Source organism: Acinetobacter sp. S4397-1 (assembly GCF_024129285.1).
GTDB classification, from domain to species: Bacteria; Pseudomonadota; Gammaproteobacteria; order Pseudomonadales; family Moraxellaceae; genus Acinetobacter; species Acinetobacter lwoffii_C.
In genome coordinates, this window is sequence record NZ_JAMXXZ010000001.1 from 230,802 (window position 1) to 255,401 (window position 24,600).

20 protein-coding genes are annotated in these 24,600 nt (G+C 46.9%); 8 read left to right on the top strand and 12 right to left on the bottom strand.

Annotated elements, in window-relative coordinates:
• Positions 1-2: 2 nt before the first annotated feature.
• From NI467_RS01175 to NI467_RS01185, 3 genes are all read left to right on the top strand, one after another.
• Positions 3-1,043: a hypothetical protein gene (locus NI467_RS01175; RefSeq protein ID WP_151203969.1), complete on the top strand. Its 1,041-nt coding sequence runs from the start codon at positions 3-5 to the stop codon at positions 1,041-1,043.
• A 66-nt stretch (positions 1,044-1,109) separates the two neighbouring features.
• A complete protein-coding gene (gene rrtA / locus NI467_RS01180; protein WP_151203968.1) occupies positions 1,110-1,682 on the top strand; it encodes a rhombosortase in 573 nt (190 codons plus the stop codon).
• A 179-nt stretch (positions 1,683-1,861) separates the two neighbouring features.
• Complete coding sequence (locus tag NI467_RS01185) at positions 1,862-4,144, top strand: TRAP transporter large permease subunit (RefSeq protein WP_253150455.1); 2,283 nt, start codon at positions 1,862-1,864, stop codon at positions 4,142-4,144.
• Positions 4,145-4,622: 478 nt separating this feature from the next.
• On the opposite strand, the gene rsfS is transcribed toward NI467_RS01185, so the two are convergent.
• The 5 genes from rsfS to NI467_RS01210 all read right to left on the bottom strand — a co-directional run bounded on the left by rsfS (position 4,623) and on the right by NI467_RS01210 (position 10,545).
• Positions 4,623-5,027 carry a ribosome silencing factor gene (rsfS, locus tag NI467_RS01190; protein ID WP_151205629.1) on the bottom strand — a complete coding sequence of 135 codons (405 nt, stop codon included), beginning with the start codon at positions 5,025-5,027 and terminating at the stop codon, positions 4,623-4,625.
• 80 nt (positions 5,028-5,107) lie between these two features.
• Positions 5,108-5,896, bottom strand: coding sequence for a hydroxypyruvate isomerase family protein (locus NI467_RS01195; protein ID WP_253150457.1), 789 nt, complete (start codon positions 5,894-5,896; stop codon positions 5,108-5,110).
• Between the two features lie 39 nt (positions 5,897-5,935).
• Entirely contained in the window at positions 5,936-6,802 is an 867-nt protein-coding gene (locus tag NI467_RS01200) for an NAD(P)-dependent oxidoreductase (protein WP_253150459.1), read from the bottom strand.
• Positions 6,803-6,835: 33 nt separating this feature from the next.
• Positions 6,836-7,627 (bottom strand): crotonase/enoyl-CoA hydratase family protein, encoded by a 792-nt coding sequence (locus NI467_RS01205; RefSeq protein WP_253150461.1) that lies wholly within the window; start codon positions 7,625-7,627, stop codon positions 6,836-6,838.
• Between the two features lie 104 nt (positions 7,628-7,731).
• Positions 7,732-10,545: an ATP-binding protein gene (locus NI467_RS01210; protein ID WP_253150462.1), complete on the bottom strand. Its 2,814-nt coding sequence runs from the start codon at positions 10,543-10,545 to the stop codon at positions 7,732-7,734.
• Between the two features lie 348 nt (positions 10,546-10,893).
• Between NI467_RS01210 and cysM the strand changes: the two genes are divergently transcribed.
• The 5 genes from cysM to NI467_RS01235 all read left to right on the top strand — a co-directional run bounded on the left by cysM (position 10,894) and on the right by NI467_RS01235 (position 17,134).
• Positions 10,894-11,823 (top strand): cysteine synthase CysM, encoded by a 930-nt coding sequence (cysM, locus tag NI467_RS01215; RefSeq protein WP_253150464.1) that lies wholly within the window; start codon positions 10,894-10,896, stop codon positions 11,821-11,823.
• Between the two features lie 17 nt (positions 11,824-11,840).
• The gene (locus tag NI467_RS01220; RefSeq protein ID WP_151205266.1) at positions 11,841-12,659 is read left to right on the top strand and encodes a 3'-5' exonuclease; all 819 of its coding nucleotides are present in this window, start codon (positions 11,841-11,843) and stop codon (positions 12,657-12,659) included.
• 6 nt (positions 12,660-12,665) lie between these two features.
• Positions 12,666-14,042, top strand: a complete 1,377-nt coding sequence (gene rlmD, locus NI467_RS01225; protein ID WP_253150473.1) for a 23S rRNA (uracil(1939)-C(5))-methyltransferase RlmD — start codon at positions 12,666-12,668, stop codon at positions 14,040-14,042.
• A 44-nt stretch (positions 14,043-14,086) separates the two neighbouring features.
• Entirely contained in the window at positions 14,087-16,393 is a 2,307-nt protein-coding gene (locus NI467_RS01230) for a bifunctional (p)ppGpp synthetase/guanosine-3',5'-bis(diphosphate) 3'-pyrophosphohydrolase (RefSeq protein ID WP_253150475.1), read from the top strand.
• Positions 16,394-16,483: 90 nt separating this feature from the next.
• On the top strand, positions 16,484-17,134 hold the full coding sequence (locus NI467_RS01235; RefSeq protein ID WP_253150477.1) for a hypothetical protein: 651 nt from the start codon (positions 16,484-16,486) through the stop codon (positions 17,132-17,134).
• A 55-nt stretch (positions 17,135-17,189) separates the two neighbouring features.
• Here NI467_RS01235 and secF read toward each other — a convergent pair whose 3' ends face one another.
• The 7 genes from secF to queA all read right to left on the bottom strand — a co-directional run bounded on the left by secF (position 17,190) and on the right by queA (position 24,592).
• A complete protein-coding gene (gene secF / locus NI467_RS01240) occupies positions 17,190-18,164 on the bottom strand; it encodes a protein translocase subunit SecF (RefSeq protein ID WP_171480677.1) in 975 nt (324 codons plus the stop codon).
• Positions 18,165-18,172: 8 nt separating this feature from the next.
• Positions 18,173-20,071 (bottom strand): protein translocase subunit SecD, encoded by a 1,899-nt coding sequence (secD, locus tag NI467_RS01245; protein ID WP_151203685.1) that lies wholly within the window; start codon positions 20,069-20,071, stop codon positions 18,173-18,175.
• Between the two features lie 54 nt (positions 20,072-20,125).
• Positions 20,126-20,455: a preprotein translocase subunit YajC gene (gene yajC / locus NI467_RS01250; RefSeq protein ID WP_253150479.1), complete on the bottom strand. Its 330-nt coding sequence runs from the start codon at positions 20,453-20,455 to the stop codon at positions 20,126-20,128.
• A gap of 100 nt (positions 20,456-20,555) precedes the next feature.
• A complete protein-coding gene (tgt, locus tag NI467_RS01255) occupies positions 20,556-21,686 on the bottom strand; it encodes a tRNA guanosine(34) transglycosylase Tgt (RefSeq protein ID WP_151203681.1) in 1,131 nt (376 codons plus the stop codon).
• Positions 21,687-21,914: 228 nt separating this feature from the next.
• A complete protein-coding gene (locus tag NI467_RS01260) occupies positions 21,915-22,484 on the bottom strand; it encodes a LemA family protein (RefSeq protein WP_253150481.1) in 570 nt (189 codons plus the stop codon).
• A 28-nt stretch (positions 22,485-22,512) separates the two neighbouring features.
• On the bottom strand, positions 22,513-23,541 hold the full coding sequence (locus NI467_RS01265) for a hypothetical protein (protein WP_253150483.1): 1,029 nt from the start codon (positions 23,539-23,541) through the stop codon (positions 22,513-22,515).
• A gap of 16 nt (positions 23,542-23,557) precedes the next feature.
• Positions 23,558-24,592 (bottom strand): tRNA preQ1(34) S-adenosylmethionine ribosyltransferase-isomerase QueA, encoded by a 1,035-nt coding sequence (gene queA / locus NI467_RS01270; protein WP_253150485.1) that lies wholly within the window; start codon positions 24,590-24,592, stop codon positions 23,558-23,560.
• Positions 24,593-24,600 lie beyond the last annotated feature (8 nt).

The window sequence follows — 24,600 nt, forward strand, 5'->3', positions numbered from 1 at the left end:
AAATGTCGAGCGTCCGAAAAATATGCCAAGGTATGGCGACCATTGCAATAACAACAACAGTTTTAACAGGATGTTCTCAAGTCACCAAGACCGGTGCCAATGTTGCACTCGGTTTTACTGAAAAGCATGTTGTCCCGCCAATTCTGGCGATGGATGATGCTGAAATGGTGTGTAATTCCGGTAATGCTTTAACACCAGCCATTATGTCCACCAAGGAAATGGGAGCAGATCCTACTCGTGTGGCAGTCTTGATGTATTCTGCAGCCGGTATCTGTGCCGAGAAGAAGGCACTCGAAGCAGAATTACGCTATTTGCGAGCTTCCAGAGCTAATCAGGTCACCGAAGCACAAGATGCCCGCGTTGAACAAAAGCGTTGGGCCGCTCTGGCAGCGCAGCGTCAGTACACAGGCTATCAGTTATTCCAGACCCGTTATGAGAAAAAGTACAATAAAGGACTGGGCGAAGAATGCGCACGCATGAACAGTGATATTGAGCAGACCGTGTATTTGCTTGGCATGTTAAGCGGTTTGCAAGCCATGACCAATGATATTAATTCCGGTAATGCGGTCAATGTACCCAAAGATATTGCTGCTGTGGTCGAACGTGGCATGACCTGCCTAGACAATGCCAAATTCTGGGGTGTACCGAATGCAACCCGGGCCGTCATCTGGACCTTATTGCCAGGCGCGGGAGAGGGCAAGCCAGAGCCTTACCAAACCCTTAAACAATCTACACAAATCGGTGAGCAAAAAGGTGTACGTTTATCACATGCTCTGTATGCAGTAGCAGCTCAGGCCAGCGGGGACGAGGCTAAAGTACGGGATGCCCTAAAAACTTTTGCCCAAGCCCGCAGTGATGAGAAACCGGTTAACCCTCAGTTCAAACTCATCGACAGTATGGCAGCCATGATGACCGAAGGTATTGCAGACCGTTACTGGACTGAACATACGGGTGTACGCAGTGCAGATGATGGTATGCAGAACTTTTGGGATGAAACAGCCAACTCTTCAGAACTGGATGAGCTGTTTAATGCTGACATGTAATTAATAGAATAGGCATGAGCGGCTGTATAGCTCATGTTAGTGGCTCACAGGGAGGACAAGAAGCCGATGCACGATCAAGATCTGCGACGAAAAATTATTTTTCTGGCGGCTTTTGTCTCTCTTGCTGCATGTTTGCAAATTTTTATGGAGCACTTTATTTACTGGCGGGAAAGTTTGCTCGGTGAGTTCTGGCGGCTCTGGACGGCACATTGGGTGCATGTCAGCTGGGTACATTATTTGTTGAATATTCTGGCCTTTATCTGCCTGCCTTTTATATTTCCCCGCGTCACTATCTGGCATTTTACAGCGATTTTGCTGATTTTACCGCCGTTGATCAGCCTGAGCTTTTACTTCTTTTTACCAAATATTGAAGCGTATGCCGGTCTATCTGGGGTATTGCATGGGGCGTATGTGGCAGTGGCCTGTCTTCATCTGCTCTACCGGCGTGAACGAAGCTTTGCCACGCTGGTTCTGGTTTTAATTTTAGGCAAGCTGATCTGGGAAAATACTATAGGTAATATTGGCACTGCACAATTAATTGGTAGTCCGGTACTGGTAGAAGCGCATTTGTTGGGTGTCATCTGGGGAGTAGTAATCGCCTTGCTGTATATACTAGGCAGCTATTTTCGCGAAAGTTAAATAGTTGGCATAAAAAACGAAAAAGAAAATACAAATTGTCATTCTTATTTTGACAATATTCATGCAGAGTCGAAAAAGATAATAAAGAAACTTAGCTCCGAACAGGACGTGTCGGAGCATACAGGAAGATTGGCGTCCTGAACCAAAGGGTCGCTAAAACAAAAAAAATAGGAATATACATGCAAAACGATAATCAAAACAGATCAGGTCTGGGTCTGTTGCGTTATATCTGGACCGAATGGATCTCGACCTTTGTGGTGCTCATCTTGCTTTTGCTTACCCTGATTATTGGGACAGGTGAAATGATTCACGGTCAGCTATTACGTATGGGTGAACGCCTGTATGGTGATCCGGCAACCGGGATGCAATATTCATTTTTACGGGCAGAGCCTACTGCACCCCAATGTGAGCGCAATATTAATGTCGATCAGCGCGTTCAGGAGCAAATGAAAACGGATGCTGCGGATGAGTATGCCGATTTCTTTGGCGTTCGTGCTGAAGCGGATGTCCGTGCTGCCGTTATGCAGGCCCAGCAGGTTTGTGAGGAGTCCTATGGATTCTATGACAAGGCCATTGCACATATGCAGGCTTATCCTAGTATTCGGGCCTATCGTACTTTTGAAACCACGTTCTTTGGACTGTTTAAGTTCGGAACTGAAAACCGGGCGTTATTGCTGGTCATCATGGTGGTATTTGCTGCGATTAGCGCAACTTTAAAAACCCACCACATTGGTCTGCGTAGCCCCGCCACTAAAATTGATTTCCGGGTATATACCCTGGCCATGCTGATTGCCAATGCGTTCCTGGCCTTTTCATCTTATAGCCAATATCAATCCGTACTGAATTCTGGTGTCCCGATGGGGGAGATGAAGTATATCTACTGGTTATGGATGATTTTATTCGGAACTTTGACCCTCGTCAGTTTGTTTCAGGTCATCCGGCTTCCTCAGCCTATACGTGAAGGGGGTAGTCTGGGACTGGCATTTTTAAGTGTTCCTCTGTATGCCTATATGGCGATTACAACCGGGATCAACTTTACCTTCTTTATGGATTATCCAATGGGACAGGGGATTTACCTCGGTCAATTGGTTGAGTTCTCCAGTATTTTCCTGAATCTGGCCCTGTTTATCTGGGCAGGGATGCTGTTAAAACAGACCCGTGTGGTCGACATGTTTTTGAATATTCTGCGTCCATGGAATCTGGCACCAGAAACCCTGACCTGGCTGATACTGCTTGCAGCAGCCTTGCCGACAGCCTATACCGGTGCTTCAGGAATTTTCGTGATTGCAGCAGGTGCCATTATTTATAAGGAAGTCTGGAATGCCGGAGGGCGTCGTCAGTTTGCCTTGGCAGCTACGGCGATGTCTGGCTCGTTGGGTGTGGTTTTGCGTCCATGTCTGCTGATTGTTGTGGTGGCCTCCTTAAATAAAGAAGTCACGACCGATCTGCTGTATCACTATGGTCTATATGTTTTCCTGCTGACTTCAACTTTATTTTTAGTCATTTCACTGTTCTTTGCCGAGCATAAGTTTAGGATTGCTGCACCAAGCATAGCTGCACCACAATCAGCTCGTGCCTTTGTTGCGATCATTCCTTATGTGATGATCTTTGTGCTGATCTGGTTGTTCTATAAATATGCCTTGTCGACCAACCTGAATGAGTTTACTGCACCTGTGATGATGCCAGTGATCTTGCTGATGATCGTGCTGTTTGACAAGCTGCGTCATGAGCCTGCGCCGTTACCAGCAGTTGGACATTGGGATGAAACGCTGACCGCGAGCCTAGGTTCAGGTTCTACGCCGGCGCTTGCAACGGCGAGTGCTGCTGCTCCTGCCGAGTATCGTGAAGCAGCACATGCTGAGCAATCTCAAAAAGAGTTGGCAGTAGATCATGGCGTTCCACGATCACTGTCGAATGGAACTTTGCGTCAGGTGGGTTTCTGGAAGTCCATGCATATCTCTACCAGTGAAACGGTAGGGCATATCGGTGCTTTGGTTATCCTGATGGCGTTGTCAGTCAGTGTCGGCGGTTTGCTGGAGCGTCTGGAAATCATGGAAGCTTTCCCGACCGATATTAGCAGTACGCTACTGGTAATTTCGATGATTGTCGGGCTAATGATTTTTGTCGGGATGATTATGGATCCATTCGGTGCCGTTATTTTAATCTCGGCTACGGTAGCCCCAGTGGCTTATCAATACGGCATTCATCCTGTGCATTTCTGGATGATTACCTTGATTGGTTTTGAGCTGGGCTATGTCACCCCACCTGTGGCATTGAACCATTTATTGGCGCGGCAATCCATTGGCGATGCTGAGGTGGCCGAAGCAGATGCAGAAGTACGCCATCTGTCCTTCTACTATCGTTTTGAACGCTGGATTTTGCCAGTGATCGTATTGTTGCCAGCTATGCTGATCATTGCTTATGTACCTTATATTTTTAAGCTATTTGGCTGGTATCAATAGGTTTCAATAAAGGCATCTTCGGGGCATGCATGTCCCGTCGTTTGCTTTAAATAATAACCTGAGTCTCAATCGTTAAAATGTCGGTATGATCCCATATTTTAATAACAAGGACTCAGGTTTTGTCCTATCTGAAAATTGTGCGTGATTCCTGAATAAAAGTTATTTCATCTTGTGAGATTGATGTGCTGTCATCAGTAGCATTCAAGATAAAACCAAGATTATTAAGAGATGAGCATTAAGTTAGTAGCCTTCAATATGGCTCATATTCATTGCCTATCTGTTGGTCTTTTCAGGCATTGGATGTGAGCAGAAGGGCAATGGAGATAAGTCGTATTCAGTTGATTTTATTTGAAGTTAGACCTTCAAAACTTCTTATTTACTGCGGAAAAGGTATGAAAACAAAAAGAACCTCAATTGAGGTTCTTTTTGTAATATGTCTGGGGGAACAGGACGCTACGGACCTGTTTCTAGAATCCGGTTAGGCGACAGAATCTGCTGGATTTTTTTGCCATAAGCTTTCCAGGTCGTAGAACTTACGAGCAGTGGGCAGCATGCAGTGAACAACCACATAACCTAAATCAATTAGAATCCATTCTGCATCACGTTCACCTTCCACGCCAAGTGGACGGAAACCGGCTTTACGTGCTTCTTCAGCAACATTATGGGCAAGAGATTTAATATGACGCGTTGACGTACCACTGGCAATAATCATGGCATCTGCAACATTGCTGATATTGCTGACATCAAGCTCGACAATTTCTTTCGCTTTTACATCTTCAAGGGCTGCGTGTACAACGTTCAGACACTCTTGTACCGCTGGAGAATAAGAATTCATGCTGTGATCGTGAGAATTAGAAGCGCTGGGCGATGGTTCTAAATTCATAGAGGGTATAATTTCCTAACAATTATGCTGATCTAATATAGCGGTTTTAGTCTTAAATTTCAAACGCTACCCTGGCCGGCTTAGTCATGCTCGGGAAAGAATTCAGCTTTCCAGCTAAAGGAATCATTGGAGTGTCCGAGCGGCTTATATTCGGCTGCAACATAAGCTTGATATTGGCTACTCTTTAGCCACTGAAAAATATCATAATATTCAATAGAAGCAGTATTTGGCTGATGCCGACCCGGGTAATCTGCAAATTGTATATGTCCAATCACTGCAATATTTTCTTTCAAAGTTTCCAGTACATCTTCGCCCATCATGGCCATGTGATAACAGTCATATTGCATTTTTAGGGCCGGATGCTGAACCGCTTCCAGCATTTCCTGAGCCTGGGCAATATTTTGTACTAGAAAGCGAGGCATATCCTTGCCATTAATCATTTCAAATACAGGCTCAATCTGATGCTCAGCGAGCATAGAACAGGCCATCTTTAAATTGCTGGCGAGGGTTTTCAGGCAGGGCAGCAGGTCACAGTCGAGTGGCTGCCGTCCTGCCAGAATATTGACCCGCGGTACTTGGAGTGCGGTTGCATATTGGATGGCCTGTTGCATGGCGTGACGAAATTCCAGTTCCTGTCCCGGAATACCTGCCAGACCATGGCCGCCCTGCATCAGGTTACCGGCTGGTACATTGATGAGGCAGAGGCTGAGTTCATGTCTGCTTAACTGACTACGAATCTGCTCTATGCTGAGTTCATAGGGAAACTGTATTTCAACATGTTCAAATCCGTGGGCACGGGCAAGGGCAAATCGCTCTAGGAGGGGAACTTCCGTAAAAATCATCGAAAGATTAACGGCGAGTTTAATCATAGGAAATGTCCTTGCTGAGTATTTAACAGGAATAGCGTATTAATGATTGATCTGCTGAATGAGAGAGGCCAAATCTGCTTCAGCAAAGCCTTGATCCTGATGAGCTTTTAATTGGGATAAAGCCTGCTGTGCAACCGGAATATCCAGCTCCAAACTGCGTGCCAGTTGTACGGCATTATGCAGATCTTTAGACAGGGTCTGGACTTTCCATTGTACCGGTTCAAAGGTTTGGGTGGCCATACGCGGTGCCAGAATCTGAAAGGGCTTGGAGTCGGCAAAACCATCGGCCAGTGCAGGGGCCAGTAAGCGGGTATCGACCCCGGCATGCTCCGCCAGCGCGACAGCTTCGGCAATGAGGGTGCTGTTGGCAGCTACAATCAGCTGATTGCAGATTTTGGTTGCTTGGCCTGTACCATTGTTGCCCATACGGGTGACACGCTGTGACAGCACCTTATAAATCAGGCTTAATGCGTCAATGACTGCGCGATTACCACCTGCAAAGATGACCAGATTACCCTGTTCGGCACCTGCTGTTCCACCAGAGACGGGTGAGTCAATCCAGTTGACCTGTTTGGCCTGTGCCTGTTCAGCCAGCAGCAGGGTCTGGGCAACTGAAAGACTGGAGAAATCAACAATAACCTGACCGGCTACCAGAAAAGGCGCAATTTGTGCAAATACCGCCGCCATCGCCTGATCATCGGCCAGACAGGTCAGAATTACAGGATAATCTGAAATCTGCTCGAGACTTAAGGCAAGCGCACCCATAGCAACAAGTGGATCGCAGGCGGTCGTCGTACGATTCCATACTGCAACCTGAAAACCGGCCTGTAGCAAACGTGTCGCCATACGGCTGCCCATCAGCCCCATGCCTAGAAAAGCAATTTTGCTCTCACGATTAAATAGCATCTGTGTTTTCACCTCTTGATTCCGCTCGCGCTCTTATGATTTGTACTGACGTGGTACAAACTGAATCTCCGGATTCTTGTCTTTTTTACGGGCCAGCTGGCTGTTTTTGCCCAAAATTAATTTTAATTGCCAGATTTTTTCCATACGCAGGGATTTGTTCGGATGGTGCTGCATGGCATCCAGCACAAATTTAGAAGCCATTAAGGCATCTGGGGAGCGTTGTAGCATTTCCTCTGCCAGGGCCTGAGCTTTGACAAGTGGTTGCTCATCTAGATGAGTGACCAGACCAATCTCTTTGGCATAGGCCCCTTCAAAAATACGTGCCGTTAATGTCAGTTCTTTGGCCAGATCAATCCCGATCAAGCCTTTGAGTGAACGGCTCAGGCCCATATCTGGTACCAGACCCCAGCGGGTTTCCATAATCGACATTTTGGTGGCGGGGTGGGCAATACGGATATCGGCGGCAAGCGCCAGTTGCATGCCGGCACCAAAACAGAAGCCTTCAAGTGCTGCAATCACGGGCACAGGTAGCTCCTGCCACACCAGAAAGGCTTTTTGAAACAGGCTCTGGCCCGGGCGAATCAGCTCCCAGGCGGCAAAGACACGGTTTTTAGGATTGTTTAAGTCAGCCAGATCAATTCCGGCACTAAAAACCTGGGCTTCGCCTGTCAGGATGACACAGCGGATGGATTTGTCTTTTTTAATCTGCTTGGCCGTCTGCACCAGTTCACGCAGCAGGGCAAAGCTCATGGCATTACGTTTGTCTGGACGGTTCAGTGTAACCGTCGCAATTCCATTATTTTTTTTAAAGCGTACCAGAGACATGGGGTTCATCCTTATTTTTTCTTCAGCGAGCATAACATGCACTCTAAGCACTTGCATGACAGTCCGGTCACGCTCTCTTCACCTATCCCGGACTAAAAACAGATTTAATGATCGGATTTGTACAGGATTTGCCGGGCTGCCTGTTGGACCTGCTCAATGACGGTTTTTAGCTCATCCAGATATTTCAGTACCTGCTGTACAAAACTCTCATCTGCTTTACGGCGCTCTTTACGCAAGGTCGAAACAAACTGCTCAAACTCGCCTGTGATCGTTTGCAGGCTTGGCGTACCGACATAACGAGTTGCGCCATAGAGACGGTGCAGGACATGTTCAAGCTGAGGAAAATCCTCCAGCTCGATCAGTTGCTCAATTTCAGTCAGTTCATTTTCAAAGCTGTCGACCAGCATGCCGAGCAGATCAATAGCCAGATCCTCTTTGTTGGCTGCCAGTTGCAGGCTTTGTTGCCAGTCCAGAATATTAGGATCTAGGGCTTCAATGACATTGATACGTTCGGGCACTGGCGGCTTTTTAAAGCTTTCTGTGGTCCATTGGGTCAGGATCTGTACAATCTGCTCAATCTGGATTGGCTTGGTTACATAATCATCCATCCCATTTTGCAGCAGTTTATGCTTTTCATCGGAAAGTGCATGGGCGGTCAGGGCAATAATCGGCAAGCGTTGCTGAGGCTGGGGGTCAAACGTAGATTCCAGTGAGCGAATCGCACGCGTGGTATCAATGCCTGACATCACCGGCATCTGGATATCCATAAACACCAGATCAAAAGGGCTGAGTCCCTGTTCATGACGGCTCTGGATAATATGCAGGGCTTCTTGCCCGCTAATGGCTTTGGTTGTACGGACATTCAGTTCGCCCAATAAGGCTTCCAGGACAATCAGGTTCGGTAGATGGTCATCCACAGCCAGTACATGCAACCCCTGTCCGTTGAAGCTTTCATACTGCTCTTCTTCAAAACTTTGCTGGTTGCTCAGGAGTTGAATCAGGGCCGTACGGCTGAGTGGCTGATGCAGGGCACGAGCGCGATGTTCATTCAGCATGTTCGGATCAAGCTGCATCTGATAGCCATACATTGCCAGATGACCCTGATAACGGGTACGGATTTCTCTGAGCAAGGCCTGACCATCGCCGCCATGATCAACAATGAGCCAGGTATTGTCGGTGCTATGTAAATGATTCAGGCGACTGAACAGATCCAGAATAGAGGCACATTCACTGTGTGCCACTTTATAGTTTTCTAGATAATGCCGCAGTACATTGGCGGTTGCCGGATGCGCCAGATAGGACACCACCGTCAGTTCACTGAAATCTGGATGTTCAATTACATGTTCTTCATCCAGCAGTAATTGTGCCGTAAACCAGAAAGTTGAGCCTTTTTCGGTCGGGGCGCGTTCCTGATTATCTTCAAAGCCAATCTGGCCATGCATCAGGCTCACTAATTGCTTGGAAATAGCCAGACCCAGACCGGTTCCACCGAACTGACGGGTGACAGAGGTATCGCCTTGCGAGAAGGATTCAAACAGTCTCTTGCGGTCGGTACCACTCAGGCCAATACCGCTGTCCTGTACGCTAAAGTGCAAGACACAGTGCTCCAGGTCCTCATGTTCCAGACGTACCCGGACAATGATTTCCCCGTCGGGGGTGAACTTGATGGCATTGGAGATCAGGTTGGTTAGAATCTGTTTGAAACGTAGCGCATCGCCAATCACATGTTTGGGTACATTGTCGGCATAGTAGAAGGCCATATCGATATGCTTTTGCGCAGCCAGCGGCGAGAGCATATCCATCACATCAAAAATAGCTTCTTCCAGATCAAAAGGTGCGGTTTCCAGCTCCAGTTTACCGGCATCAATCTTGGAAAAATCCAGCACATCATTAATCAGGGCCAGAAGATGGGCTGAAGACTTGCGAATGGTTTGCAGGTACAGGCTTTGTTCATTGCTCAGGTTGCCCTGACGCAGCAATAAATGGATAAAACCGTCAATACTGTTCAGTGGCGTGCGCAGTTCATGTGAAATATTGGCCAAAAATACCGATTTGGCCTGGTTGGCAGAAATGGCCTGATCGCGTGCCTGACGATAGGTAATGTTTTGCACTTCTAAAGTGTCTAAGGTACGGCGCAGGTCATCTTCGGTCTGTTCGGTATGTTCGCGTAACTCCAGAAAACTAAAATGCAGACGTTTAACCACATTGGCAATATCGCGTTGCAACAGGCGCAGCTCGCCGGTACTGTTAATAACCATGTGTTGGTCCAGCGTATCGACGTTCAGGCGTTGCAACTGCATGCGAATTTCATACATCGGCGCAATCCAGCGACGCGAATAGAAATTCAGACATAACAGCAGAAGTAATAAGGTCAGTAAACCAGTGGCAATCAGTACGATTAATACCCGGTAACGGGCGATTTCCAGAGGCTGATTATCCAGCTCAATGGCCAGCCAGCCGGAATTAAAGCTATTTTCATTGACCTTGACCGCATAAATATGATTGTTTTTATAAAGAATGGGGCCGATAAAACTGGCCGCTTGATTGAATTCCGGCCAGGGTGCCTGTTCCTGAAAGCCAATTCCCAGACGGTTTCGGCCATTTTCATCCAGAATTGCTGCGCGTACCAAATGCTTTTCATTCAGCATATGCTGCATGGCACTGTGCGCCTGATCATATTGCCAAGGATACAGGCTTAAAATATCAAGTGAATATTCTGCCGTAGACTGAAAACGCGTCATAATCGCAATCGCCATCTGCTTTTGCTGGGCGCGTGCCGCATTCGAGGTTTCAGTAATCACCAGAATGGCACCTACACAGGCCAAGATGGTAATCGGCACAAAAATCAGTGCAATCAGCTGTCCATAAGCGTGATTTAAGTGCAGGCGTTTAAACATCTTTTTATTGATACTTGACATGATTTAAGCAGTATTTTCCTTATGTCGGGCATATTAGCATGCTTTAAATTGACAGTTAAAATTTAAGCATTATTTTTATTCAGGTAGCCGCCGTGAAATACTGATCATCGGGTTTATAAAAGAGCTATCCTGCACATTTGCTCAGATAAAAATGCAAAGATATAACTGGATGCCATTTTCTTTAAATAGCATAGATTTGACCTACTCTTTTGAAAAAACCTGTTTTTGAATCCATTTTTGATAAAGCGGAGCAGTTTGCAAGCCGTAGGAAGGAAAAAGAAAGGGGAAATGGATGCAGGGAAAAGTATTTTTTCATACAATAGTCGCACATCGATATAGGTGCAAATAATGAGTAATACATACCCCGATTTCCAAGCCGATGAATTTTTGTTAGACCATTATGTGGGTAAAACGCCACTGGTGCGTTTGCAGCGTCTGGCAAGTCATACTCAAGCGACTGTATTGGCCAAGCTCGAGGGCAATAATCCGGCAGGTTCAGTGAAGGACCGTCCGGCTTACAATATGATCATGCAGGCAGAAAAACGCGGGCAGATCCAGCCTGGTGATACCTTGATTGAGGCAACCAGCGGAAATACGGGAATTGCATTGGCGATGGTGTCTGCCATGCGCGGCTACAACATGAAGCTGATCATGCCGAATAACATGAGTCAGGAACGTAAGGATGCCATGCGTGCTTATGGGGCCGAGCTGATTGAAGTAAGCAAAGAGCAGGGCATGGAAGGCGCGCGCGATCTGGCCTTGCAAATGCAGGCGGAAGGTAAGGGGCTGGTTCTGAACCAGTTTGGTAATCCGGATAATGTCGAAGCACATTACCTGACCACAGGTCCGGAAATCTGGCAGCAGACGGGTGGCAAGATTACCCATTTTGTGAGTTCCATGGGAACGACTGGCACAATCATGGGGGTGTCCAAGTACCTGAAAGAAATGAACCCGGAAATTCAGATTGTAGGCTTGCAGCCTTCGGATGGCTCAAGCATTGCCGGCATTCGTCGCTGGCCGGAAGAATATCTGCCAACGATTTTTGACCGTAGCCGGATTGATCGTATTATGGATATTCCGCAGATTGAAGCTGAAAGAACCATGCGTAAACTGGCCCAAAAAGAAGGTATTAGTGCCGGCACCTCATCAGGCGGAGCTGTTTGGGCCTCCATTCAGTTGGCCGAAGAGCATCCAGACGCTGTGATTGTCTGTATCATCTGTGACCGGGGTGACCGTTATCTGTCTACCGGCCTGTTCTCTGTAGAAGATCCCGAATAATTGTTGAGAAATCGTTTATGCGCTTGCCTGTTTTAACTTTCGATATTGAAACCCAAACCGATCTTAAATCAGGCGCTCATCTGTTTGGTCTGGATCTGCCCGAGGCAGACCTCGAGCAGGCCCTGACCAAATTACGCCGTCAGGAATCTGGTTCGGATTTTCAGCGTTTGCCTCTGCATGAGATTGTCTGTATTTCCGGTTTATGGATGGATGAGCAGGGCATGCGCCTGTTTTCTTTTAGTCAGGAACAGGACAGCGAAGCAGAGATTTTAAAAAAATTTCTGTCTATTTTTGACAAGCGTCATCCGACCCTGGTGAGCTGGAACGGCTCACAGTTTGATTTACCGGTAATTTTATACCGTGCCATGTATCATGGCCTTTCAGCCCCCAGCCTGTTCGACCAGGGCGAAATTGACACACAAAAGCGTTATAATAACTACCAGAATCGTTACCATCAGCGCCATGTCGATTTGATGGATGTCATGGCCATGTTTCATGCGCGGCATTTTCAAAAACTTGATGATGTGGCGCACTTGCTGGGTTATCCGGGAAAGCGCGGTGATGGTGTGTACCGTATACCGAATTACGTCCGCGACCAGCAATGGACTGAAATCACCAGTTATTGTGAAGGCGATGTCCTGAATACCTGGCTGGTATATATCCGCTGGCTCTTGCTAAAAGGGCAGCTGTTATTGCCGGATTATCAGCATCTGTTGCAAAGCACCATTCAATATTTGCAGACCCAGCCGCAGCATGCAGATTTTTTAAGCCGCTGGCGCGAAACTGCGCAGCAGACTGCATTTACCCGTTTTGATTTTCCACTCTCCACAGATTAAGTTTTCATGAAACATCGCGCTCGACCCCGTCTCCAACAGCCATCCGAGTATATTTTTCAGGTTGAGTCGCTTTCCCATGAAGGGCGTGGCATAGCTCACTATGGCACCCATCCCGATCATCCGCCTGAAAAACACGGCAAGAAAGTGTTTATCCGCTATGCGCTGCCGGGTGAAACCGTGCGTGCCCGTATTAGCCGTGAAGTCAAAAAGCTGGAAGAAGCCGACAGTATAGAACTGCTGAGTGCACCTTCTGACATACGTATCCAGCCCATCTGTCCGCATTTTGGGATATGTGGTGGCTGTAATATGCAACACATTCATCCCGATGCCCAGATTGAGCTGAAGCAGAATGTATTGCAATCGCATCTGGCACATTTTGCAGGCATCCAGCCGGAACAATGGCTGATGCCTTTGCGTTCCCAGCGGGAAGACTATCGCCGTAAAGCCCGGATTGGTGTGCGCTATATCGCACAGAAAGGCCAACTGGTGGTGGGATTTCGTGAAAACCAGTCTAACAGGCTGACTTCAATTGACCGTTGCATGATTCTGGATCGTGGGTTCGGCTCGGTTACAGCTCTTAAACAATTGCTCCAAAGTCTAAATGGTCAGGCCGACATCGGTCATATAGAATTAGCCATGGGTGATGCAGAAATTGCGCTGACGGTTCGGGAAACTGCAAAACTGTCAGCAGAAGATGTCAACCAATTGCGCCAATTTACGTTAGATAAAGGCTGGCAGCTGTATTTGCAGCCTGTGGGCAAGGATACGCTGCAGCGGATGGACGACTCGCAAGCTGCTGCACGCTTGCACTATGGTCTTGATGACTTCGCCGTAATATTCGGGTTTAATCCTTCAGACTTTACCCAGGTAAATTCGACTATTAACCCGCAGATGGTGCATCTGGCATGTGATTTGCTTCAACTGCAGCAAGGCGAAAGGGTTTTGGATCTATTTTGTGGATTAGGAAACTTTTCCTTACCTTTGTCACGCTGTGTGGGGCCTTCAGGTCGGGTTGTGGGCGTGGAAGGTAGTGAAGAAATGGTACAACGTGGTCGAGAAAATGCCAGATTAAATGGGATTGAACAGATTTCGTTTTATTCACAAGATTTAACCAAAGATTTTTCACAGCAGGCTTGGGCAAAACAGGGTTTTGATGCATTATTAATCGACCCACCACGCTCAGGAGCGGAAGAAGTAATGCAGTATGTGCCTAAATTTGGCGCAAAAAGAATCGTTTATGTGTCATGTAATCCGGCAACCCTGGCAAGAGATGCGGGAATTTTGACACAACAGGGTTATCGCCTGAAACGGGCCGGAGTAATGGATATGTTTACCCATACCGGCCATGTAGAATCGATCGCCTTGTTCGAAAAAGAAAATTAAATAAACGATTAAAGAGATGATGTATCTAAAAGTAGGAGAAGGGTATGGTCACAGTGCGTGAACAACTGCCTGGGCGACTCAATGAGTTGTCACAGGAGACGACTGTAGAACATTCCGAACAAGCACACCAAGATCTGACCGAATGGTTAGAGCGGGTTCGTGGCATATTAGATGGAGCACCCTTAACGCAGCTCGAGGAAGTCGCTCATTTAACATTACAATATGAGCTGCAAAGTACGATTCAGCATCGGTCTAATACCTTCTATACCGGTATTGAAATGGCCGATATTCTGGCGCATCTGCATGTGGATGAAGATACCTTATCGGCTGCGATGCTCTATCGTTCCGTGCGTGAAGGGGTCATGCTGCTGGCAGAAGTGCGGGAAAGGTTTGGCGAACAGGTGCATAATCTGGTCAAAGGCACCCTCGCAATGGGTAAATTATCCGAGCTGATTGAAAAGAATAAACGTCTGGAAGACCATTTTAATAATAACCAGCGTGAGCATCTGACCGGTATTTACAAGATGCTGATTTCGGTCACCGAAGATGTGCGGGTGGTCTTGATCAAGCTTGCCGAGCGTACCTATGCCTTACGTGAATTGACTAATTCTTCGCGTGAGCGTCAGGAACGGGTAGCCCGGGAAATTTTGACCATTTACTCACCACTTGCCCACCGTTTGGGCATTGCCCAGTTGAAGTGGGAGCTGGAAGATCTAGCCTTCCGTTATCTGGCGCCTGAACGCTATAAAGAAATCGCTTCTTTATTGAATGAAAAACGTTTGGAGCGTGAGCAGTATATTCAGTTTGTTATTGATAAGCTGCGTACTGAACTGAGTGAGTATAATATCGACGCTGAAATCAGTGGCCGGGTAAAACACATTTATTCGATTTATCGAAAAATGAAAAGCAAAAACCTGAGCTTCGACCAGCTTTATGATATTCGTGCGTTACGGGTTCTGGTAAAAAATGTGCCGGAATGCTACCACACCTTAGGGATTGTTCATCAGATCTGGCGACATATTCCACACCAGTTCGATGACTATATTACTAACCCTAAAGCGAACGGTTACCGTTCCTTGCATACGGCGGTAATAGCCGAAAACAAATCGCTCGAAGTGCAGATCCGTACCTATCAGATGCATGAAGAGGCAGAATTGGGGGTCTGTTCACACTTTAACTATAAGGAAGGCTCAAAAAATACCGATCATTCCTTTAACCATCGTTTGCATTCCTTGCGTGCTGTGCTGGAGCATTATCAGGAACGCAATGAGGCCAGTGCCTATAAAACAGATGATGAAACTGAAAATTTTGAGCATATTCAAGAATTTGAAGGTTTTGAAAAAATCTATGTATTTAGTCGTGATGGGGATATTAAGGAGCTGCCACGTGGCTCGACAGTGCTGGATTTCGCCTACCATGTGCATACTGAAGTCGGGAACAAATGTTATGCTGCGCGGGTCAATCAGCGTTATGTGCCGCTGACCTATACCTTAAAAACCGGTGAGCAGGTTGAAATTCTGACCAAGAAAGACCGTGAGCCGAACCGGGACTGGCTGGTGAATTCACTGGGCTATATCCGGACAGCACGTGCGCGGGATAAATTGCGTCACTGGTTCCGCCAGCAGGATCGTAGCAAGAATCTGGAAGTGGGCCGTGATGTACTGAATAAAGAACTTTCACGTCTGGCGATTCATCCAAAATCCATTGATTTGAGTGATTATTGTAACCATTTTAATGTAAAAAATGGTGATGATATTCTGATTGGCATCGTAAATGGCGATATTAGCCTGCATGCCCTGATCAATCAGGTGAACCGTCATATGCATCTGGATCAGGATGAGCCTGAACTGGTGCTGAAGCCGGCTTTAAATCCACGAGCCAGTCACACGCTTTCAGCGCATGGGATTCTGATCGATGGTCTGGATAATGTAGAACTGCATATTGCGCAGTGCTGTCAACCGGTGCATGGTGAGTCTATTGCGGGTTATATTACCTTGAACCGTGGGGTAAGCATTCATAAGGTGGCTTGTCCGGACTATGTGCGCATGATTAATCAGGAACCGGAACGTGCAGTAGAAGCGGACTGGGAAATGCAGCCAACCCGGGGGCAAAGTGTACAGATTGTGGTGGAAGCCTATGATCGCCGGGGTCTTTTGAAAGACCTGACCCAGGTCATTTTCTCGGATCAGATTAATATCCGGCAGGTCAATACGATCTCGGAGTCCGATGGTATTGCCAATATGAAATTGCTGATTGAAGTAAAAGGCCTGGCGCAACTGTCCAAACTGCTGGCCCGTCTTGAGCAGCAACCGGGAATTATCAGTGCACGCCGTCTGGTACAAGGCAATTAATTTCTGATCGAATACTTTAAAAGCCCGCAATTCAATTGCGGGCTTTTTTGTTGTAAGGTGTCTGTTCAGAATAAAAAACCAGCTAAAAATATGAGTGTGACGGAAATATTTGAGCGCAGACGTCATAATCTGGCCAAGCTCATTGAGCATCTGATTGACAGCCAGCGCTTTAAAAATGGCAAAGACACTTGTGAGCATTTTGGTCTCTCAGCGTCTTATATTACCCAATTACTGAATAGCAAACGCCAGATAGGAGACAAAGCCGCGCGGGAGCTAGAACGGCAGCTGGGGCTGGAAACCCTGTTACTGGATCAAGCCCTAGAGTCGCAGACTGAGTTGTCCCCCGCCCAAGTATCGTGTGCTCTATTTCAAATGCACACTGTTGAGCAGCAGGCTTTTCGTTTAAGTCCTTTGCTGGGTGCTATCAGAAAAGTACCTATAATCTTATCTGCGTCTGATTACTATGCAATTCAGGTTAATGATCAGCATTATTTTCCCGCTTTAAAGCCCGGTTACTGGGTGGTCTGTGATCCAGGACAGCAAGTCCAGCCTCAGGACATGATCTGTTTATATCTGAACAATGCTCTACAGCTCATGGTGGAATTAATTGCTGAAACAGAAAACAGTTTGCAGTTTCAAAGTCTGGATGCTAGCCGGACGGTCAGTTTTAAAAAATCCGATATTGAAATGATGCATAGGGTGGTGGCCATTCTACCGGCCAGAGAGATAGGTGTGAATTGAAAATAAATCAGCCCATCCGAAGATGGGCTGAACACTGATTAGGTGAAAAGACCGCTTATGGCAGCTGATCCTCGTCTTCGAATTCAGGTTTGACTTGTACAATAAAGTCCTGACGATTCAGACCACGCCATAGCGCAAAAGCTGTCCCGATATAGATCGATGAATAGGTACCGACAAAGACCCCGATAAACATTGCAATCGAGAACCATTTCAGACCTTCACCCCCCATGACCATCATGGCCACGACCACCAGTAATAGGGTCATGGAGGTGTGGATGGTACGGCGCAAGGTTTCAGTCAGGGCAATGTTGATGATCTCGAGCGGTTCGGCACCGCGAATTTTGCGGAAGTTTTCACGGATACGGTCCGACACTACGATGTTATCGTTCAGTGAGAAACCAATAATCGCAAGAAGCGCTGCCAGAACAGTCAGGTCAAATGGCCATTGCATCATCGCAAAAATACCAATGGTCACGATGATGTCATGGAACAGGGACAGGACGGCACCCATCGCCAGCTTGAACTCAAAGCGGATGGTGACATAAACCAGCATCAGCAGGAGCGCAAGGGCAACTGCACCGCCGGAACGCACATACAGCTCGTTACCAACCTGTCCGCCGACCACATCGACCTTCGGCACTTCTGCTGCATTATTTGGCAATTGCACGGCAGAGGTGATGGCTTTGGTCAGGTCTTCCGCTTCAATATCTTCCTGCACCGGCATACGTACCATCAGGTCACGTTCAGACCCTAGGGTCTGCACCACTGCATCATTAAAGCCCGCCTGAGCCAGTGCTTTGGATACCTCTGTCGGTTTTACAGGATTGGTATAGTTCAGTTCAGCTGCTATACCGCCGGTAAAGTCCAGACCCAGATTTAAACCTTTGGTCACAATAAAGAAGATACTGGCTACCGTCAGAATGATTGAAAATACTGCCGCAGGCAGTGCAATCTTCATAAACGGGATAATGCGTTCGTCTTCCGGGCGACCGTACTGTTTTTGATTCAGTTGAGTATTTTCAGTCATCAGTGATCTCCTTAAATGCTCAACTTTTTCAAGTTACGTTTTTTGCCATAGATCAGCTGAACAATGGCACGGGTTACCGTAATGGCGGTAAACATCGAGCAGACAATACCGATCATCAGAGTCACGGCAAAGCCTTTGATCGGACCGGTACCAATCGCGAACAGGATAAATGCCACCAGGAAGGTGGTGAGGTTCGAGTCGAAAATGGTGTTATAGGCCCGGTCATAACCAGCCACAATCGCCTGTTTGGGCGAGGCCCCCCATTTAAGTTCTTCCCGTATCCGTTCACAGATCAGGACGTTGGCATCGACCGCCATACCAATGGTAATCACGATACCCGCAATACCCGGCAGGGTAAGAGACGCACCAATCCAGGACATGACCGTAAGGATCATAGCCAGGTTAAAGATTAGGGCAAAGTTGGCAATCACACCAAACAGACGGAAGAACACCACCATCCAGATTGCGACCAGAATGAAACCGATCTGCGTAGATAATACGCCTTTGTCGATGTTTTCCTGACCAAGACTTGGACCAATCACACGTTCTTCAACAAAATACATGGGCGCAGCCAAAGCACCAGCACGTAACATCAAGGCCAGTTCAGCTGCTTCTTGTGGTGAATCCAGACCGGTAATACGGAACTGTGAACCCAGTACGGCCTGAATGGTGGCGGCATTAATTACCACAGATTCGGTATATGGCGTACGTACCTCAGTCTGGGTACCAGTTGCAGGGTCTTCGACATAACTGATGCGCTGTTTATTTTCAATGAACAGTACCGCCATGCGCTTGCCGACTGCATTACGGGTTGCATCGGCCATCAGCTTGCCACCCGCGCTGTCCAAGGTAATATTGACCTCAGCACCACCAGTGTCCTGGCTAAAACCGCTTGAGGCATTCTGCACACGCTCACCGGTCAAAATACGGTTACGATTCAGCAATAACTGACGCCCACTGTCCAGCGATTCATAAGCAAAAGCTTCGGTTCCTGGCGGCGGAGTGCCATTTAATTGGCCGGTATATGGGTCGATTGACTGATCATTCAGATCAGACACCAGACGGAATTCCAGATTCGCAGTACGACCCAGAACACGTTTGGCCTCAGCCGTATCCTGTACACCTGGAAGCTCGACCACAATACGGTTGCTGCCTTGGGTTTGTACCAATGCTTCTGCTACACCGAGCTCATTAATACGGTTACGTAAGGTGGTTAAGTTCTGGTTAACAGCATACGACTCAATTTCCTGCTTACGCGTGTCTGTATAGTTCAAACGTAAAGTTGAACCTGAGTCGGTGGCTACAGCTTGCGGGTTAAACTCATTCCCATTGCGACGCAAGAAATCCATGACCGCAGAACGGTCATCATTGTTGGCAAACTGCACCACAATGGTATTGTTGCTCAAAGAAAGGCTGTTGAATTTCAGGTTATTGTCACGCAGTTGACGACGCAGGTCAGCGGCTGAAGTTTCCATCCGCTGGGCAATGGCTTTGTCCATATCCACTTCAAGCAGGAAGTGTACACCACCACGCAAGTCCAGGCCGAGCTTCATTGGCTTGGCACCAATTTTTTGTAGCCATTCTGGGGTGGTCGGGGCCAGGTTCAAGGCCACCACATATTCATCACCCAAACCACGGCGCAATGCTTCTTTGGCTTTGAGCTGGGTTTCACTTGAATCTACGCGTAAGAGGGCGGCATTGTTACTAAAGCTATTGTCATGAGTTGCAATATTTTCAGTGCTTAAAATCTGCTCTGCTTTTTGTATGATGCCTGCGTCAATTTGAGTACCGGCTTTGGCACCCGAAATCTGTACAGCAGGTTCATCTGGATACAAACTTGGCAGGGCATATAAGGTACTGATCACCAAGACAACCAGGATCAGTACATATTTCCATGCTGGGTAACGCATTCGTTTTCTTCTTAAAATGAAAAAAGTCGTGCGGGTGGCACGACTGTTTTTTGATTAAATGTTATTTAAAGTACCTTCAGGCAGCACTGAGATCACACTCGCACGCTGAACTTTAACTTCTACGCCACGGCTTAATTCAACTACTGCAAATTCACCTTCAATTTGGGTGATCTTGCCCATTAAACCGCCAGCGAATACCACTTCGCTGCCTACTCCAAGGCTGTCCACCAAGGCGCGGTGCTCTTTGGCACGTTTGGACTGTGGACGCCAGATCAGAAAGTAGAAGATTGCAATAAAAACCGCAATCATCAGGATGTTAGCCATCATACTTGGTTGTTGTGCGGCTCCACCTGCAGCGTGCGCAGTCGAAATAAAAAGGCTCATTTCATTTTCCTAAAATAAAAAACTGGTGATCAACTCGGTAATAAATTGACATATTCTTGCAATTTACCTTGTCTTTTTCTTCAGCGCAAATGCTGAAAGATTAATCTTGTGGACAAGGTGGAACTTCCAGGCCGCGACGGGCATAAAAGTCCTGTACAAATTCATCAAAAGTTCCATGGTCGAGCGCATTACGGATATCTTCAGTAAAACGCTGGTAATAACGCAGGTTATGGATGGTGCCCAGCATAGAGCCTAGCATTTCTCCGCATTTTTCCAGATGGAACAGATAAGAACGGGTAAAGTTTTGACAGGTATAGCAGTCGCAATGTGGATCCAGCGGGCTTTGATCATGACGATATTTACTGTTGCGAATTCGTACCAGACCGTCTGTCACAAAATAATGGCCATTACGTGCATTACGGGTTGGCATGACACAGTCAAACATATCGACACCACGGCGAATGCCTTCCACAATATCCTCGGGCTTGCCGACACCCATCAGGTAACGCGGTTTGTCTTCCGGCATTTTGACCGGAAGATAATCCAGGACCTTGATCATTTCTTCTTTCGGTTCGCCGACAGACAGGCCGCCAATCGCATAACCGTCAAAACCAATTTCTAACAGGCCTTGTAGGGATTCATCGCGCAGGTCTTCATACATGCCGCCCTGAATAATGCCGAACAGGGCATTGGTATTGTTCAGGTGATTGTGATGATGTTCTTTACAGCGCTTGGCCCAGCGTAAAGACAGCTGCAAGGATTTTTGTGCCTCTTCATGCGTTGCAGGATAAGGGGTACATTCATCAAAAATCATCACAATGTCAGAATTCAGCACCTGTTGAATTTCCATTGAAATTTCAGGAGAAATAAAGACTTTTGAACCATCAATGGGAGAACGGAAAGTAACGCCTTTCTCTTCAATCTTGCGCATTGCGCCTAGACTAAAAACCTGGAAACCGCCAGAATCGGTCAAAATCGGCTTGTCCCATTTCATGAAACCATGCAGGCCGCCATGCGCTTTAATGACATCCAGGCCAGGACGCAGATACAGATGGAAGGTATTGCCGAGAATAATCTGGGCTTTAATGCCTTCCACATCACGTGGCAACATACCTTTGACCGTACCATAAGTACCGACTGGCATAAATACGGGAGTTTCCACCACACCGTGTTCAAGCGTTAAACGACCACGACGGGCACGGCCCGACTGACCTAATTTTTCAAACTTCATAGGAGTTCCACATCGAGGCGAAAAAACAGTTCGCTGATTGTTAATATAAATAAAAGGCGCTATTTTCCTTGATTCCGGCCTGAAACGCCAGCATTCCAGAGTTTCAACTCTGTAATTTTATTTGTAAATGATTAAAGTGAAGTTTCAAATAAAAATAAAATATCCTTAATTCCTGGCTTTTTCTGCTTGCCGTCAGCCAGAGAAAACATGCTTGAGTGAAGGGTACAATTAATGAAAATTCGGACGATAGTCAAAATTTTGACTGACGTTCTGGTCGCGAAAAGGACGTACCGCTTTTTTTCTCAGCAGCATGTCATTGATCATATTGTGCGGAAAAATCTGGATCTGATTATTAAACAGCTCGACATTGCGGTTATAAATGGTGATCGCAGCACCGACATTTTCATTCTGTTCTTCAATTTCATTCATCATTTTCAGATAAATTTCATTGGCTTTGAGTTCCGGATAATTTTCAATCACCACATTCAGGCTGCGCATCAGTTCTTTATTCAGGCTTTCAATGCGTTGTAGCTGGGCAATATCGGCATCTTTCATGTTCAGGTTCATGATGTTCTGGCGCAGTTCGGTCACTTTTTCCAGAGTACCTTTTTCAAAGCTGGAATACTGTTCGACCAGAGGGTACAGGCCATCCAGAATTTTAATTTTCTGGCGTTCATAACTGGCCACATCGGCCCAGGCACGAATGGTCGAGTTGTGATGACGGACAATATTGTTACGGATCCTGATGATCGCGACAATCGCAGCGACCATGATCAGGCAAAAAATTAAAAAGCCCATGCGTAGCTCCCCCTTAAAGTTAAAATAATTATTTTAAAAACTGTAGTAAGTCGTGTTGTAACTTTTCTAGTTCGCTTAATTTAAACGTTCTCAGATGCCCACGCAATGCTGGAATATCGTTAATTTTATCGTGTTTGCTCGATGCCTGAAACAGATTGTGGGGTCCTAGGTAGCAGAGCAGCCGACTTTCCGGGTGAAACATTAAGTCTCCCTGACGCCGTTCAAAAAAGTCAGCCAGTCTGAGTACAAAGCCTGGAGTGTAGAGTTTGGCCATCTGCAGCGGGTCACTACCATAAAAGCTCAATTTCTGGTTGGTGCGAATATCACTACTGTGCCAAGGGTAGGTAAAAGGATAATAAAATTTCTTTCGGGCTGTGGTGACTGCCAGTCCCTGAGTTTGAATGTCAAACACAAATACTCCCCACAGATCTTTATGTACTTCGGTCAGTTTGATCGGCTGGCCTTCTTTGTCCCGTACCTGGACTTCATGCACATAATGATATTGAAAGAGCAGCACCTGATGCTGCTGACCATCTTCATCTTCCCAGACGGTACTGGCATAACGCTGTATATCATTCCTCAGGGAAACCTGGTTAAAGACCGGAAACTGGCGCTTTAAATGACTGATGAAATGCAGGGGATTCAGCGCAATAGAAATATGCTGCGGTTGTTGTTGAAAAGCCAGCTGATATTTTTTTGCAATCGCCACCTCTTCCAGATAGCGGATGACGTCATCCAGCGGCTTACGGTGTTCATAACTGATATAGGCACCGAACAGCAGCAGGCAACCTAAAAATACACAGCTTTGAACCCAGATGTTTTCAGGTGCGATAAACACACCCATGATTAAAAAAATACTGATTCCACCCAAGGCGAGTGGCAGGTTATTTTCAAATTTTAAAGTGATTGGGCCATTCCAGGGATGCAAGCCATCTAGTAGTTCTTGATAGCTTTTAGCCTGATGGCCCAAGTGCCAGAGCCGCGCAATATTGTGAAGCACCACTTTATTCTTCTTGCGTCGAATATGAATGGAATGCTGCACAGAGTCGATCGGCATCGGGAAGCTTCCTGCTTTATTCGGCTTGATCAATCAGCATGGCATCGCCATAACTGAAGAAGCGATATTGACTGGCCACCGCATGCTGATAGGCCTTCAGAATATGGTCACGGCTGGATAATGCCGATACCAGCATCAGCAGGGTGGATTCCGGCAAATGGAAGTTGCTAATCAGGCGGTCGACCACTTTGAACTCATAACCGGGATAGATAAAAATCTGGGTATCGCCAGTCCAGCCTTTCAATTCACCACCATTGGCCTGAGCCGCACTTTCAGTGGCCCGGGTGGCAGTGGTTCCCACGGCAATCACTTTATTGCCACGCGCTTTGGTGGCTTTAATTAACGCCATGGATTCATCTGAAACCTGACACCATTCACTGTGCATGATGTGATTTTCAATATCATCAGTGCGTACGGGCAGGAAGGTACCTGCACCCACATGCAAGGTCACAAAAGTCTTTTGAATGCCTTTTTCTTCCAGCTTATTCAATAAGTTGACATCGAAGTGCAAAGAAGCAGTGGGTGCAGCAACACTGGCCAGTTTGGTCGGATCATTAAATACAGTCTGATACCGCTCGCTATCAATCTCTTCCGCTTCACGGTTGAAATAAGGCGGAATCGGCAGGGCGCCGTATTGATCTAGTACTTCTAGAATCGGCTGAGAGAATTCGACAATAAACAGGTTCTCATGACGTCCCTGAACCGTGACTTTAATAGCATCCGGTCCAATAAACAGTTCTGCACCAGCTTTAGGCGTATTACTGGCCTTGATATGACAGTGGGCAACCGACTGGTCTATCATCCGTTCGACCAGCACTTCAACAGCGCCACCTGATGCGCGTTTCCCTTTCAGGCGCGCTTTCATGACCTTGGTGTCATTCAGAACCAGCAGATCTCCTTCATTCAGCAAATCCAGAATATCGGTGAACTGGTGATCGTGGTATTGGCCTTGTGCATCCAGATGCAGGAGGCGAGAGGCACTGCGTTGTTCCAGCGGGTAACGGGCAATCAGCTCATCGGGGAGATCGAAACTAAAATCAGAAAGTTGCATGACAATTT